Annotated in this window: 13 protein-coding genes; 6 read left to right on the forward strand and 7 right to left on the reverse strand. The window is 64.9% G+C overall.

All coding sequences use genetic code 11. From position 1 onward, the window contains the following. Positions 1-32: 32 nt before the first annotated feature. Genes J6525_RS07980 through J6525_RS07995 form a run of 4 tightly spaced genes read right to left on the reverse strand, consistent with a single transcriptional unit; the run spans position 33 to position 4,078 of the window. Positions 33-1,205 (reverse strand): acyl-CoA dehydrogenase family protein, encoded by a 1,173-nt coding sequence (locus J6525_RS07980; protein WP_225643450.1) that lies wholly within the window; start codon positions 1,203-1,205, stop codon positions 33-35. After that, positions 1,199-1,996, reverse strand: a complete 798-nt coding sequence (locus J6525_RS07985; RefSeq protein WP_225643452.1) for an ABC transporter ATP-binding protein — start codon at positions 1,994-1,996, stop codon at positions 1,199-1,201. The genes J6525_RS07980 and J6525_RS07985 overlap by 7 nt, the downstream gene beginning before the upstream one ends. Next, on the reverse strand, positions 1,990-3,006 hold the full coding sequence (locus J6525_RS07990) for an ABC transporter permease (protein ID WP_225643454.1): 1,017 nt from the start codon (positions 3,004-3,006) through the stop codon (positions 1,990-1,992). The genes J6525_RS07985 and J6525_RS07990 overlap by 7 nt, the downstream gene beginning before the upstream one ends. Beyond that, positions 2,984-4,078 (reverse strand): ABC transporter substrate-binding protein, encoded by a 1,095-nt coding sequence (locus J6525_RS07995; RefSeq protein ID WP_225643456.1) that lies wholly within the window; start codon positions 4,076-4,078, stop codon positions 2,984-2,986. The genes J6525_RS07990 and J6525_RS07995 overlap by 23 nt, the downstream gene beginning before the upstream one ends. Positions 4,079-4,554: 476 nt before the next feature. Between J6525_RS07995 and J6525_RS08000 the strand changes: the two genes are divergently transcribed. Continuing rightward, positions 4,555-5,538, forward strand: a complete 984-nt coding sequence (locus J6525_RS08000; protein WP_225643458.1) for an ABC transporter substrate-binding protein — start codon at positions 4,555-4,557, stop codon at positions 5,536-5,538. A 330-nt stretch (positions 5,539-5,868) separates the two neighbouring features. Further along, positions 5,869-6,648, forward strand: coding sequence for an SDR family oxidoreductase (locus J6525_RS08005; protein ID WP_225643460.1), 780 nt, complete (start codon positions 5,869-5,871; stop codon positions 6,646-6,648). A gap of 163 nt (positions 6,649-6,811) precedes the next feature. Here the strand turns inward: J6525_RS08005 and J6525_RS08010 are convergent, their stop codons facing one another. Further along, positions 6,812-7,111, reverse strand: a complete 300-nt coding sequence (locus J6525_RS08010) for an HU family DNA-binding protein (protein ID WP_021077434.1) — start codon at positions 7,109-7,111, stop codon at positions 6,812-6,814. 434 nt (positions 7,112-7,545) lie between these two features. On the opposite strand from J6525_RS08010, the gene J6525_RS08015 reads away from it, so the two are divergent. The 4 genes from J6525_RS08015 (at position 7,546) to J6525_RS08030 (ending at position 12,829) form a co-directional block, all read left to right on the forward strand. Next, positions 7,546-9,159, forward strand: a complete 1,614-nt coding sequence (locus J6525_RS08015) for an ABC transporter substrate-binding protein (protein ID WP_225643462.1) — start codon at positions 7,546-7,548, stop codon at positions 9,157-9,159. A gap of 237 nt (positions 9,160-9,396) precedes the next feature. Next, positions 9,397-10,374, forward strand: coding sequence for an ABC transporter permease (locus tag J6525_RS08020; protein ID WP_038383993.1), 978 nt, complete (start codon positions 9,397-9,399; stop codon positions 10,372-10,374). Positions 10,375-10,376: 2 nt separating this feature from the next. Next, the gene (locus J6525_RS08025; RefSeq protein WP_225643464.1) at positions 10,377-11,207 is read left to right on the forward strand and encodes an ABC transporter permease; all 831 of its coding nucleotides are present in this window, start codon (positions 10,377-10,379) and stop codon (positions 11,205-11,207) included. Then, complete coding sequence (locus J6525_RS08030; protein ID WP_225643466.1) at positions 11,204-12,829, forward strand: ABC transporter ATP-binding protein; 1,626 nt, start codon at positions 11,204-11,206, stop codon at positions 12,827-12,829. The genes J6525_RS08025 and J6525_RS08030 overlap by 4 nt, the downstream gene beginning before the upstream one ends. A gap of 16 nt (positions 12,830-12,845) precedes the next feature. On the opposite strand, the gene J6525_RS08035 is transcribed toward J6525_RS08030, so the two are convergent. Both J6525_RS08035 and J6525_RS08040 read right to left on the reverse strand, forming a co-directional pair. Then, complete coding sequence (locus J6525_RS08035) at positions 12,846-13,991, reverse strand: fructose-1,6-bisphosphatase (protein WP_225643468.1); 1,146 nt, start codon at positions 13,989-13,991, stop codon at positions 12,846-12,848. Positions 13,992-14,200: 209 nt separating this feature from the next. After that, entirely contained in the window at positions 14,201-15,388 is a 1,188-nt protein-coding gene (locus J6525_RS08040) for a 6-phosphofructokinase (RefSeq protein WP_092082520.1), read from the reverse strand. Positions 15,389-15,543 lie beyond the last annotated feature (155 nt).

A 15,543-nucleotide genomic window follows, 5' to 3' on the forward strand; every position in this document is an offset into this window, starting at 1 on the left:
GACGGGAACTCCGTTGTTGTTGGCTATTGTTTTCAGACGCCCAGCGCGGAGCGTCCGGCGGAGACACGGGTGGCATCGTCTTGCGGGGTATGGACGCGGCCGCACAGCACGTCGCGGTAATGCCGCTCCAGCGGATTGGTTCGCGACAGGCCGTGATTGCTGGTCAGCGACAAGGCATCCTCCACCACTGCCGCGGCGTTGTTGGTCACCGTCAGCTTGATGATGTTAGACTCGATCGCGGACAGCTGGAAGCCGCTATCGAAATCGGCGGCAAAGCTGTCGATCAGGCGGGCATTGACCGCAAGGCGGGCCTCGATCGCGCCGACGACCTCCTGCATCCGTGGCAAGGTCGCGAGCGGCGCGCCGAGATTGGCGGGCACCCGCTCCTTCAGGAATTCGACCAGCCAGTCGCGGGCCGCGCGGGCGATGCCGTCATAGATCGCGGCGACGAAGATCGCATGCACGGTCGCCTGGGTGACGTCAGGAACCTTCCAGTCGTCGGGCCTGCGGACGTCGATCTCGTAATCCAGCGGAAACACGACGTCGTCGAAGATCACGGTGTGGCTGCCGCTGGCGCGCAGGCCAAGATGGTCCCAGCTCTCCTCGATCCGCGTTCCCGGCAACCCTGCTGGAACCAGAAACAAGCCGACACGGGTCTCCGGCTCGTCGGTCTTCGCCCAGACCGAATACCATTTCAGGATCGGCGCGCCGGTCGAATAGATCTTCTTGCCCGTCAGCCGCCAGCCGGTTTCGGTGCGGCGCGCTGTGGTTGCGGGCAGGCCGCCACGCGCGGGCGAGCCGAGCTCAGGCTCGACGCGGAGCGCATTGATCAGCGCCACGCCCTCGACCGTCTCCTTGGCGAGCTTGCGCGACAGCCGGCCCGGCCAACGCGTGCTGCGCGCCATCACCAGATGCTGGATGTAATGCATCGACAGCACCAGCGCGGTCGACGGATCGGCCTTGCCGATGATGCCGAGCACGCGCGTGGCGTCGCGGGCGCCCGCTCCGCCGCCGCCGAGCGCCGCCGGCACGGTCAGCGCCAGCAGGCCCTCGCGCGACAGATCGGCGAAATTCTCGAACGGAAAACTGGCGTCGCGGTCGTGCGCCGGCGCACGCGCTGCAAACACGTCGGCGAGCCGCAACGCGCGCGCGATGTGCTCCGGCCCGTCCGCCGGATGCAGCTCCCTCGCCGCAGATCTCACCATGTCGCCTCCAGTCCGAGCAGGCCGAGAATCTGCTTGCGCAGCTCAGCCAGATAAGGATCGCCGCGATGCCGCGGATACGGCCGGGCGACAGCGATGTCCGCCTTGATCCGCGCCGGCCGATCGGAGAGCACGATGACGCGGTTGGCGAGCACCAGCGCCTCCTCGACGTCATGGGTGACCAACAGCGTGGTGAAGCCTTTGCGCTGCCACAGCGCGACGAGTTCTGACTGCATCGCGATCCGCGTCAGCGAATCGAGCTTGCCGAGCGGCTCATCGAGCACCAGGATCTTCGGATCGTTGACCAGCGCGCGCGCCAGCGCCACACGCTGCGCCATGCCGCCGGACAGCTGGTGCGGATAAGCGTTGCGGAACGAGGACAAGCCGACCAGCTCGATGACGTCATCGACGCGGTGACGCTGCGCCTTCAGGATGCCCTGCGCTTCGAGGCCAAGCGCAACATTGTCCCACACCGTGCGCCACGGAAACAGCGTCGGATCCTGGAACACGACAACCCGCGACGGATGCGGGCCGGCGATGCGGACTTCATCCTCGCGCAGCGTGCCTGCGCTCGGCTTCTCCAGCCCCGCGACCAGCCGCAGCAGGGTCGACTTGCCGCAGCCGGACGGGCCGAGCAGCGCGACGAACTCGCCCGGCGCGATCGCGAGGTTGACATTGTCGAGCACCGGCAGCGTGGCGCCATCGATATCGAAGGCGTGGCTGACGCCTTCGATATCGAGCTCGGCGCCGACCGCCGAATAGGTGATCGCCTCAGCTGCGGACTGCACTACCATTTGACGACGCCCTTCTGCCAGACCAGCAGGCGGTCGCGGGTGCGAAACAAGAGCGTGATGGCGCCGGAGCAGAGCAGCGACATCACGATCAGCGCCGCATACATGTTGGCATAGGCCGCCCAACCCTGCGCCCATTGCAGGTACCAGCCGAGCCCGGCCTTGACGCCGATCATCTCGGCGACGACGAGCACGGCGAAGGACGAGCCGAGCCCCATGAACAGGCCGACGAACACATGCGGCAGCGCGGCGGGGATCGCGACCTTCAGCACCAGGAATGACGGCTTTGCGCCGAGCGTGCGCGCGACGTCGTAATAGGCGCTGCTGACGCTCGCGACGCCCGACCAGGTCAGGACCGTCACCGGAAAGCCGGTGGCGAGCGCGATCAGGAAGGTCGAGGCGCTCCAGCTCGACGGAAAGGTGAAGAAGGCGATCGGCAGCCAGGCAGTGGCCGGCAGCGGGCCGATGAAGCGCAGCACCGGATGCACCCAATAACCGATCTTCTGCGACCAGCCGATCGAGACACCGGTGATAAAGCCGACGGTTGCGCCGATGACGTAGCCGCCGAGCTGCAGCTTGATCGAGGCGAACACGCTGTCGAGCAGTTTTGGCAGATCGTCGGTATAAACTTCGAGGATCGACTGCGGCGGCGGGAAGAACGGCAGCGGCAGCCAGGCGAACTTTGCGGTGGCGACCTCCCACAACGTCACGAAGGCGCCGAACGCCACCAGCCACGGCGCGCGTTTGCGCAACGCCTGCCCGGCGCCGCCGAGATAATCCGCGCTGAATGTGCCGAACAGGATGAAGGCGGCGATGACGATCGCGCCGATGCCGAGCGATCCGGTCCGCGACCAGTCGCCGACATCGGGCCAATAAAGGCATGAGAGGCCGAAGGCGAGCCAGACGAGGCTCGCCGCAAGGCCGACACCGTAGCTGCCGGAGAGGTTCGAGAACGTGACCGCCGCACGCGGCGCGGGCGCGGCCGTCGTGTCAGACACTGAATACGTCGACATAGATCCGCTCCGCGAATTTGGCCGTGTCGGTGCTCTGCTTGAACACCTGCACCGTCTTGAGGTCGTCGGCGTAGCCCTTCAACTCGCGCTTCAGCACCTCGCCGGTCGGGTGATGGTGATGGGTGTGGTAGCGTGCCATCGCCTCGAGATCGGCGAGGCTCGCCGCCTTCGGCGCATAGGGCTGGAACGACTTCGCCGCCTTGTCCGGGTTCTGCGAGGTGAACATCGCGGCGTCGAGCAGCGCCTGGGTGATGGCACGCGCGACTTGCGGCTCCTCACGCACCAGGCTGCCGCGCAGGCCGACGATGCAGCAGCTCTTGTCGCGATATTCGCCGTCGAGGTTGGAGGCGACCTCCTTGTACTGCGCATCCTTCAGCCAGAGATAGGCCAGCGGGTCCGACGACAGGAAGGCCTGCACCTCACCCTTCTCGACCGCGACGTTCAGGAGATTGCCGGGATAGGCACGCCAATCGACGTCCTTGATCGGGTCGATGCCGAGCTTGGCGAGCTGGATCGAGAAGAAATTCTTGTCGGGACCGGCGAGATCGCCGACCGCGACGATCTTGCCCTTGAGATCGGCAAGCTTGCCTATGCCGGAATTGGTGCGGGTCAGGACGCGCATGCAGCCGCCATGGGTGCCGGCGGCGATCTTGACGTCAAAGCCCTGCTCCAGCGGCTTCAGCCAGCGCAGCGCCATGCCGAGACCGGCGTCGCTCTTGCCGGTGGCGATCGCCTCCAGCAGCTGGTCGGTCGAACCCGAATAGTTGACCAGCTCGACATCGAGGTTCTGCTTCTGGAAGAAGCCGTGGTCGATCGCGACCGGCAGCGGCGCAAGGCAGACCGCGCCGGCGTTCCAGGACAGCTTCAGCTTGCGCGGCGCGCCGGTCAAAGCCGGTGCATCGGATGCGGTCTTGCAGATCGGGAATTCGGAGAAGTCGATCGCCGGCGTGATCGCCCGTGGCGCGAAGGCCTGCGCACTATACGCCCCGATCGGCGCGGCAAAGGCCGCGGCGGCGCCGGCACGCAGCAATGTGCGGCGATCCATCACCGTCTTGTTGTTATCTTTCGACATCTTCACTCCTGCATTTCGGCAAGGCTCCGCCCCGCGCGCAAAGCGTCTCCGTTTGCACGCCCCGTCGTTCGAAGCACATGGTTCAGAAAAAAGCGGATTTCTCCGGCGCGATTGCACTCAAAGCAACATGCAAATGATGCGGCGCGACAAGATCATCGTCAATGAAATGGAATTTCGAATGTTGTCGGCGCCACAGCTGAACTCTCCACGATCGCATCGCGCGGCGATGAAAGGATTTTCACGATCGTCCCGCACGGAGATGCGGCGCGATCACCCGCGACTGCATCAAATTTGAGCGTTTTGTGGCCGCGTGCGCGATGTCTTCTACGCGCGGCCTGCCTGACGAGATCATCCTTGCCGCGCAGCCGGCGAATTCAGATTTCCGTTTCGTTGACGGCGAACGGCTTGCTCATAGACTTGATCGAACGCTGCCGCGCGTTCCGCCGAGCAGCGAATGAATCAGGAAGAAAATTCAAATGCGCAAACTGACTCGCTCGGGCCCCTATACCTTCACCCGCCGCACGGCGGCCGCGTTGATCGCAGCCGTGATCACGCTGTCGACGTCGGCTGCGGCACTCGCGGCTGACGCGATCGTGCTGCGCGTCGGCGACCAGAAGGGCGGCAACCGCTCGCTGCTGGAGATTTCCGGCCTCGCCAAGGATCTGCCCTACAAGATCGAGTGGTCGGAATTCCCTGCCGCGGCCCCGATCCTGGAGGCGATCAACGCCGGCGCGCTCGACGTCGGCTACACCGGCGACCTGTCCTTCCTCACGGTCTATGCGTCGGGCGCCCCGATCAAGGCGATCGGCGGCACGCGCTCCGATGCGCGGACGCAGGCGATCCTGGTGCGCGGGGATTCGCCGATCAAGACCGCGGCCGATTTGAAGGGCAAGCGCCTCGCCGGCACGCGGGGCGGTTGGGGCCAGTTCCTGATCAATGCGACGCTGGAAAAAGCCGGCAGCAGGATCGAGGACGCAACCTTCGCCCCGCTCGGCCCGGTCGACGCCAAGATCGCGCTGCTCGCCGGCTCGATCGACGCCTGGGCGGTGTGGGAGCCATATATCTCCTACGCCACGCTGAAGGACAAGGCGCGCGTCGTCGCCGACGGCGAAGGGCTGACGCCGACCATCACATTCATCGTCGCCTCCGACAACGCGATCGCGACCAAGCGCGCGGCGGTGCAGGACCTGGTGCAGCGGCTCAACAAGGCGCGGCTATGGTCGCTCGACCATCTCGCCGAGTACGCCAGGAACACGGCCGAGCTCACAAAACTGCCGGAGGACGTGCTGCTCGCCGCCTACACTGCGCAAAAGACGAGCCCGATCGCGATCGACGAGGCCGTGGTGAACGAAGTGCAGGCCGCCTCCGATCGCGCCACCCGCTACGGCATCCTCGGCAAGACGCTCGACGTCGGCAAGGCCGTCGACCGGAGCTTCACGGCGAGCGCGAGCTTGAACTAGCGGCGCGAGTGAACCGGGCACGCTCTTTCCTCACCTCCCCTTGAAAAGGGGAGGTCGGATTGCACAGCAATCCGGGTGGGGATCTGCCTCCACAAGCGCCGGTGTCCGTGGACAGCAACCCTCACCCCGCCCTCCCCCTTTCAGGGGGAGGGAGACAGACGGCGGTGCTCGCCCGACGACAAATAAGATGCGCACCACCATGGAGACATCCGATGTCCGGCCCGCTCCATCTCGTACTGATTGTCACAGCACACCTGCTCTGCATGACCTTGTTGGTCGCGCTGTCGGTTTGATAGCGTCCTCTCCGGGCCAGCCCCAGGGAGAACAACAATGAACCTATCAATGAAGGACCGCGTCGCGGTGGTCACCGGCGGCAGCAAGGGCATCGGGATCGCGGTGGCGCGGCGGTTTGCCGAATCCGGCGCCAGGGTCGCGATCCTCGCCCGCGGCGCGGCCGACCTCGCTGCGGCGCGCGAAGCGCTCGCCAGGGACGGCCTTGTGGTGCGCGACTACGTCTGCGACGTCGCGAAGGCCGCCGATATCACCAAGGCCCACGACCAGATCGTCGCGGATCTCGGCAAGATCGATGTGCTGGTCAACAACGCCGGCACGGCACGCACGCTGGCGTTCGAGAGCATCAGCGACGAGGCCTGGCAGGAAGACCTCGACCTGAAACTGTTCGCCGCGATCCGTTTCAGCCGGCTGGTGTGGCCGGGCATGAAGCAGCGCAAATGGGGCCGCATCATCAACGTGCTCAACACCTTTGCCAAGGCGCCGGCCGGCAATTCCGCGCCGACCTCGGTGTCGCGCGCGGCCGGCATGGCACTGACCAAGGTGATGGCCAATGAAGGCGGCGAGCACAACATCCTGGTGAACGCGCTCTTGGTCGGCCTGATCATGAGCGATCAATGGGTCAAGCGGCATGCTGCCCAGGCGCCGAACACGGATTTCGGGGAATTCGCCAAGGGCCTTGCCAAGGGCACGCCGCTCGGCCGCATCGGCACGGCGGAGGAGTTCGCCAACCTCGCCTGCTTCCTGGCCTCGGAGCAAGGCTCCTACATCACCGGCACCGCCATCAATGTCGATGGTGGCCGGTCGCCAGTGGTCTAGAGCCCCGGTCCCGGTTCAACCCGGTCCGGAGCTCCAGATTCTGCTTTGGCGCGTTTTCTTCACGCGAACCGGTGTCCACTCGCTGGAAAACGCGGGCTGGCAACCAACGGCAGGAAGCGACGGCTCAAAAGCAAAAGGCCTCCGTTACCGGAGGCCTTTCATCTTAAACCGCGTCCTTGGCGGCCTTGACCGGCCGTGCGCGGACGATCTTCCGGGCCGGCTTGGCCTTGAACATCATCTCTTCGCCGGTGAAGGGGTTGGTGCCCTTGCGCGCCTTGGTCGCAGGCTTCTTGACCACAACGAACTTCGCGAAGCCGGGGACGAGGAACACCCCGGCCTTCTTCAGCTCCTTGTGGCCGACATCGACAAGCGAGTCCAAAACGTTCTTGACGTCGCGCTTGGAGAGTTCGGTGGTGGTCGCGATCTTCTCGATCACTTGCGACTTCGACAGTTGGGTAGCCATGGTTGCTCCATTGATTCTGGAGTAGGCACGATATGGCGGAAAACGCCGAGAAAAACAGTGTTTTCTGCACTCCCCACCACAATATCGCTGTGGACAGCCTCCGAATCAGGGTTTTTTCCAGTGTTTTTTCAAGTCAAGGCGCTTCCGACCCCTAAAATTACAGGGTTTGCGCGGCTTCGGCGCTCCCGAAACGTCCCTTCGAGAGAATCACCAGACGCAACTCGCGCGGCCCAAACTGCGACAATGCGGCGCCCGATCCGGGTTGCGAAGCGTCGCAATGCGCCACTTCAGGTTTCGGAAACGATCCTCCAAAAGGCCGAGGCATTAGAAAATGACTCGGGTTCCCATTCCATCGTAACATCGCAAAGGGGCGCCACGACCGATCCGGCTGGTCGCCCGATGCAAGCCTTTATGTAAGTACCGGAGACCCGCGTATGGATTTGAGCCGCCTCGAGATCAACCGCCGCACGGCCCTTCTGACCTCGGCCGCGATTGCGGCCAATGTCATCAATCCGATGCGGGCATTCGCGCAGGAGGCCCCGCGCAAGGGCGGCGTGTTCAACGTCCATTACGGCGCAGAGCAGCGCCAGCTCAATCCCAGCATCCAGGCCTCGACCGGCGTCTACATCATCGGCGGCAAGATCCAGGAGAATCTGGTCGACCTTGACGCCAACGGCCAGCCGGTCGGCGTGCTCGCCGAGAGCTGGGAGGCGACCCCGGACGGCAAGACCGTCACCTTCAAGCTGCGCAAGGGCGTCACCTGGCACGACGGCAAGCCGTTCACCTCGGATGACGTCGCCTTCACCGCGATGAACATGTGGAAGAAGATCCTCAACTACGGATCGACGCTGCAGCTGTTCCTCACGTCGGTCGATACGCCCGATCCGCAGACCGCGATCTTCCGCTACGAGCGGCCGATGCCGCTGAACCTGTTGCTCCGGGCCCTGCCCGACCTCGGCTATGTCTCCGCCAAGCATCTCTATGAGAATGGTGACATCAGGCAGAACCCGACCAATCTGGCGCCGGTCGGCACCGGCCCGTTCAAATTCGTCAAATACGAGCGCGGGCAATACATCATCGCCGACCGCAACCCGGACTACTGGCGGCCGAACGCGCCCTATCTCGACCGCATCGTCTGGAAGGTGATCACCGACCGCGCCGCCGCGGCCGCCCAGATGGAGGCTGGCGAGCTGCACTACAGCCCGTTCTCCGGACTGACGATCTCGGACATGGCGCGGCTCGGCAAGGACAAGCGCTTCATCGTCCAGACCAAGGGCAATGAGGGCAACGCCCGCACCAACACCATCGAGTTCAACTTCCGCCGCGAGGAACTGGCCGACATCCGGGTCCGCCGCGCCATCGCGCACGCGATCAACGTGCCGTTCTTCATCGACAATTTCCTGGGCGATTTCGCCAAGCTCGGCACCGGCCCGATCCCCTCGACCTCGACCGACTTCTATCCCGGGCCGAACACGCCGCAATACCCCTATGACAAGGCCAAGGCGATCGCGCTGCTCGACGAGGCCGGCTTCAAGGCCAATGGCGGCAACCGCTTCTCGCTGAAGCTGTTGCCGGCGCCGTGGGGCGAGGACATCTCGCTGTGGTCGACCTTCATCCAGCAGTCGCTGGGAGAAGTCGGCATCCAGGTCGACATCGTGCGCAACGACGGCGGCGGCTTCCTCAAGCAGGTCTATGACGAGCACGCCTTCGATCTCGCGACCGGCTGGCACCAGTACCGCAACGACCCGGCGGTCTCGACCACGGTATGGTACCGCTCCGGCCAGCCCAAGGGCGCGCCGTGGACCAACCAATGGGGCTGGGAGGACAAGACCGTCGACAAGACCATCGACGATGCCGCCACCGAGGTCGATCCGGCCAAGCGCAAGGCGCTCTATGCCGATTTCGTCAAGGAGGTGAACACCGAGCTGCCGGTCTGGATGCCGATCGAGCAGATCTTCGTCACCGTGATCACGGCCAAGGCGCGCAACCACTCCAACACCCCGCGCTGGGGTTCGACGAGCTGGCACGATCTTTGGCTGAGCGCATAAGGCCACATCTGCGCTAGGCGTGGCGCCCTCTTCTCCCTCGCCCCGCTCTTGCGGGGAGAGGGTCGGGGTGAGGGGCTCGCTCCACGATATTGCTCCATCGATAGACCTGTACCCCCTCACCCGGATCGCATCTGGCGATGCGATCCGACCTCTCCCCGCAAGCGGGGCGAGGTAAGAAGGGGCCGGTGCCCACCCCGAACCGGTGTCCACATCGTTCGAAAACGCTATAGATAAAATATGCGTATCCTGAGCCTTGCGGGGCGGCGGCTCGCCGCCTCGATCCCGACCCTGTTCCTGATCCTGATCGGCGTGTTCCTGCTGCTGCAGCTCGCGCCGGGCGACACCGTCGATGCGCTGATGGCGCAGATGGGCGGCGGCGACGCCGCGACCGCCGAGGCGCTGCGCAAATTCTACGGGCTGAACCTCTCGGTTCCGGCGCAGCTCGGGAACTATCTGTGGCACCTGGTCCGGCTCGACCTCGGCTTCTCCTCGATCTACGGCAAGCCGGTGGCGACGGTGATCCTGGAACGACTGCCGCCGACCATCCTGCTGATGACCGCGTCGCTGTCGTTCGCGTTCTTCTTTGGCCTCGTGTTCGGCGTGATCGCCGCGCGTGGCGTCAACCGCTGGCCGGACACGATGATCTCCACCCTCGGCCTGATCTTTTACGCCACGCCCTCGTTCTGGTTCGGGCTGATGGCGATCGTGGTGTTCTCGGTCTATCTGCAGTGGCTGCCGCCGGGCGGCTTCGAGGACATCGGCAACGTCCAGACCGGAATCTGGCGCGTGCTCGATATCGCGGCGCATCTGGTGCTGCCGACGCTGACGCTCGGGCTGATCTTCCTCGCGATCTATTTGCGCATCATGCGCGCCTCGATGCTGGAGGTCCTGAACCTCGATTTCGTCCGCACCGCCCGCGCCAAGGGGCTGGACGAGACGCATGTCATCACCCGCCATGTGCTGCGCAACGCGCTGCTGCCGATGGTGACGCTGATCGGGTTGCAGGCCGGCACCATGCTCGGCGGCTCGGTCGTGGTCGAGAGCGTGTTCTCCCTGCCCGGCCTCGGCCGCCTCGCCTATGAATCGGTGGTGCAGCGCGACCTCAACACCCTGCTCGGCATCGTCTTCGTGTCCGCGCTGCTCGTCATATCGGTGAACTTCGTCGTCGACCTGCTCTACGCGCGGCTCGATCCGCGCATCGCGGCGGAGGGCTGACGATGGATGCCGTGAAGCGCTACTTCCGCAGCCCGGCCGCGGTGATCGGCCTGATCCTGCTGCTGCTCGTGATCGCGATGGCAATCAGCGCGGGTCTCCTCTATCCGCGCGATCCGCTCGCCCTTGCCGGCCGGCCGCTGATCTGGCCGTTCTCCAATCCGCGCTTCCTGCTCGGCACCGACAATTCCGGCCGCGATATCGCCGCCCAGATCTTCTACGGCGCGCGGATCTCGCTGCTGATCGGCGGCGTCGCCACCGTGATCGCGATCCTGATCGGCATCCTGGTCGGCGCCTTCGCCGGCTATTACGGCGGCTGGATCGACAATGTGCTGATGCGGATCACCGAGGCGTTCCAGACGCTGCCGAACTTCGTGCTGCTGCTCGTGCTGGTCGCGGTGTTCGGCTCGACCCTGACCACGGTGACCATTGCGGTCGGCGTGGTGTCGTGGCCGGCGCCGGCACGGCTGACCCGCGCCGAGTTCCTGTCGCTGCGCAACCGCGAATTCGTGCAGGCCGGCAAGACGCTCGGCATGAAGGACGTCCAGCTCATTCTCGGCGAAATCCTGCCCAACGCGCTGCCGCCCGTGATCGTCTATGCCAGCGTGGTGATGGCGGTCGCGATCCTGCTGGAAAGCGCGCTCGCCTTCCTGCGTCTGTCCGATCCCAACGTCGCCTCCTGGGGCAATCTGATCGGGCTCGGCCGCGACGTGCTCCGGGTGCAGTGGTACGTCTCGGCGATCCCCGGCATTGCGATCCTCGTCACCGTGCTCGCGGTGTCGCTGGTCGGCCAGGGCCTCAACGATGCGCTCAATCCGAGGCTGAAGAGCCGATGAGCGAGAGCGTCCTTTCCCTCGACGCCCTGACGGTGCGCCTGCCCAAGGGCGCCGACCGGCCGCATGCGCTGTCCGACGTTTCGCTTTCAATTGCGTCGAACGAGATCCTCTGCGTGGTCGGCGAGTCCGGCTCCGGCAAATCGATGATGGCGAACGCCATCATGCGGCTGCTGCCGAACGAGGTGACGATCGAACGGGGCCGGATGATGTTCGACGGCCGCGACCTCTGCGCCGCCGATAGCGCAGAGATGCGCGATGTGCGCGGCGCCGGCATCGCGATGATCTTCCAGGAGCCGATGACCGCGCTCAACCCGCTGCGCACCATCGGCGACCAGATCGGCGAGATGTTTGCGATCCACACCGCTCTCTCGAAGTCCGAGATCAATGCGCGGGTGCTGGCGCTGCTCGAGGACGTCCGCATCCCCGACCCCAAGGCTGCCGCAAAAGCCTATCCGCACGAGCTCTCTGGCGGCCAGCGCCAGCGCGCGATGATCGCGATGGCGCTCGCCCTCGACCCCAAGCTGCTGATCGCGGACGAGCCGACCACCGCGCTCGATGTCACGACGCAGGCGCAGATCCTGAAGCTGATCCGCGATTTGCAGCAGCGCAAGAAGACCGCGGTGCTGTTCATCACGCATGATTTCGGCGTGGTCGCCGAGATCGCCGACCGCGTCGTGGTGATGCAGCATGGCGCGATCGTCGAGCAAGGCACGGCCGATGAGGTGCTGAACGATCCACAGCATGCCTACACGAAGCAGCTGATCGCAGCCGTTCCACCGCTGACGGCTCCGCCGCCGCGCATCCTTTCCGGCAAGGATATCCTGACCATCGACGGCGTCTCCAAGACCTACCGCACCGGCGGCTTCCTCGGCCGCGGCGCGCGGATCACGGAAGCCGTCAGAAACGTCTCGCTGCACCTGCCGCGCGGCGCGACGCTCGGGATCGTCGGCGAATCCGGTTCGGGCAAATCGACGCTCGCGCGCTCCATCGTGCGGCTGATCGATCCCGATGCCGGCGCGATCGTGCTCGACGGCAAGGACTGGGCAAAGCTCGGCCGCGACGACATCAGGCGCGAGACCCGCCACATCCAGATGGTGTTCCAGGATCCGTTCGCCTCGCTCAATCCGCGCCGCAAGGCGGCCGAGCTGGTGGCGCAGGGACCGATCGTGCACGGTACCGACCGCGCCACCGCGATTGCGGAAGCGCGAAAACTGTTCGAGCTGGTCGGCCTCGATCCGTCCGCCGGTGACCGCTACCCGCACGAATTCTCCGGCGGCCAGCGCCAGCGCATCGGGCTCGCCCGCGCGCTGGCGCTGAAGCCGGATGTACTGGTGGCCGACGAGCCGGTCTCGGCACTCGACGTCTCGGTGCAGGCGCAGGTCTTGAAGCTGCTCGCCGGGCTGCGCCAGCAGCTTGGCCTCTCCATCATCTTCATCACCCACGATCTGCGCGTCGCCGCCCAGATCTGCGATCTCGTCGCCGTCATGAAGGACGGCGCCGTGGTCGAGCAAGGGCTGACCGCCGAGGTGTTCGGCAAGCCGCAGCACCCCTACACGCAGGCGCTGCTGTCGGCGATCCCCGGCGGCGCGTTTGCGCGCGAGCACGGCACCGCAACCGTGTAGCCGGGTACGCGCGGCCCTACTCCGCCGCTTGTGGCTTGGGCTCCTCGCGCAGCCGGAAGCGCTTCAGCAATCCGGATACCGTGTCGCGGAAGCCGCCATATTCCAGCTCTGAATAGGGCAGCATCGCAGCGCCGGACCAGCCCTGGCTGCGCATCTCGATCGCCTTGCGCTGCGCGCGCTGGCGGACCTCGTCCCAGGCAAGGTTGTCAAAGAAGTCGGTATAGGACTCCGAGAACTTCCCGTCCCGGTCGATCGAGAAGCCGACGCAGGACACGATCGGCAGGCAATACATCCCCGTCACCGGGGTGTTGAGCGGCACCGGCATGAGCGGCATCACATGCGAGCCGCGCGCATCGCCGCCCACGAAGTGCGCCTTGGCGAAGGGCGAGATGATTTCTTCGGGCGCCGCAAAAATGCCCTGGTTCCTGACGACCGCGACCGGATCATCCTTGCCGGTGTACTTGCCCGCGATGGAGTGAAGGCGCTGCGCCGAAACGGCGACGGCGACCTCGCCATAGGTTTTCGAGACGATGCGATCAATGCCGAAGCGCTCGTTGTCGCGAAGCAGCGCCGCAATGTGGTAGCCGTCCGCGGGCGCATCGAGTTCGATCACGCTGTCGCCGGCCGTGTTGTCCATATCGATGATATGGAAACGGAAGCCCTTGATCATCGGGGGCAGCATCAGCCCGGCGCAATACATGGGATCGGCAAAAGCCAGATAGAGCGGCAGGTTGTAGGCGCCGGGGCCGCATTTGTCTGCGGCGAACACCATGAAGGACTCCGCGGGTCTCGCGCCCGAGAGGCTGTGGTCGAAGCTGAGTTCGGCGACGGCCGGGCCCGCGCCGCGAACGTTTCCGGACGGGGCGTCGACGAGAAGATCCTGGCCGGCGCCGTAGAGGCCGGAGGTCTTCGCAACCGCGGTGGCCGCGAGAAACGTCTTCCAGGCGAATTGGTGGACTTCGGAGCTCCCTTCGCCCCGCGTGTGCGTCATGACGATCGCAATATCGTCGCCGGTATGGCGCACGAAACCGTCGATCAGGAGACCGTTGTCGATCGCCTTCGCGACCTCCCCTTCGACAGCCGCCATCATGCGCGCAGATGGTTTCGTGTGGCCCCCAACGGAGCCAATGTCAGCCTTGATGACCGAAATAGTGAGTTTCATGAGCATCCCTCCGACCGCAGCGCAGCGCCTTCGCCTCGGCGCTCGCTGCGCCGGGGGCGACGGCGCGCTCATTTGCAAAAAAGAACGTCGTGTGGTGCGACAGGTTCCCTGCGCAAATTGCTTGCGGAACTATGGCCCCTCCGTCACCGCGTGTCGATACGGGCTATCGACGCATCTGGAATAGCTCGTCATGCTCGATGGGGTTACCACTATGAAGCGCGGTTGAGAAAGATCGGCAGGCCCCGCTTGTTGGAATAGAGAGGACGGTAGCGCTCGGTGTTGTACGCGCTTGCGACGTCCAATTTGCGTGGCCCGAGCTTGGCGTCGGGGATCGGCACGAGGTCGTAGCGGCCCTCGACCAGCGCCGACATCAGGCCGGTTTTGCCTTCCAGGATCGCATCGTAAGCCATGTTGCCGAACGTCAGCGCCACAAGCTTGTCGATGAAGTCCGGATCGCCTGACCGCAGGTCGTAGGTGAGGTCAGAGACGATGGTCTCCTCGCCGGTGCGCCGCTTGATCTCGTCCGCGAACGCTTCGGCCACGCTCGCCTTCCTGCGGTGACCGTAGGCGTCAGGCTCGCCGAATTCCTGCACCTTGTAACCCTCCCACTCGGCGCCCTCGCTGAGCACGATCAGCGCATAGTTGCTTGGGTTGCCGTGCTTGTCATCGAGGAGAAGCTGGATCAGCTTGTCGAGATTGACCTTGTACTCCGGTATGGCGCATCGGATCGAGGTTGCGTATGCGGTATAGAGCGCCGTAAAGCCGGCATCGCGACCAAAGACGCGGAAAATGCCGATTCGCTCGTGCGAGCCGACGGTGGTGCGCTGGCGCTGGATGGCATCGCTGGCACGGGTGATCGCGGTCGAGAAGCCGATGCAGTATTCGGTGTTGCGAACGTCGTTGTCCATCGTCTTCGGGATGGCAATGATCTTGACGCCTCGCCTGTTGAGCTTGTCCGCGTAGCTGAGAGTATCGTCGCCGCCGATGGCGATCAGATGTTCGATACCGAGCCCCGCGAGGTTCGCGAGCACCTCGTTGGTGAGGTCCCACGTCGTGGTTGCGATGCCGCCCTTGGTGCTCTCGGAAACCGGAAAGTCGCGGCCCGCGAGATGATCGGGCAACTTCTTCATTTTGGAGGGATTGGTGCGGCTCGAGTGCAGCACGGTGCCGCCGCGCCGGTCGATGACGCGCGTGTTTTCGCGGTTCAGCGGGATGATGTAATGGGACTTGCTCGACGGGTCGTCGAGGTTCAGGTGCGTGAGGGCCTCCCAGCCCCGGCGGAGACCGACAACCTCGATGTCATCCTCGCTGCCGCGATAGGTCACGCTCTTGATCACCGCGTTAAGGCCGGGGACGTCACCGCCTCCCGTGAGAATACCAATGCGCTTCCTCGCCATGCCCACCTCCCAGGGTTGCCATCTGGCAATAACGCCTGCGTCGCGTCGGGGTTTCCACAACGCTATCCGCCAACGGCGGAATACTCGTGATCGCGGCACCGGCCGAACCTGCTTGGGCCCCAATCTTCCAGCGACGTCCTCTGACCAGTCCCCAA

The sequence above is a fragment of the Bradyrhizobium australafricanum genome (genome assembly GCF_020329495.1).
GTDB lineage: Bacteria > Pseudomonadota > Alphaproteobacteria > Rhizobiales > Xanthobacteraceae > Bradyrhizobium > Bradyrhizobium australafricanum.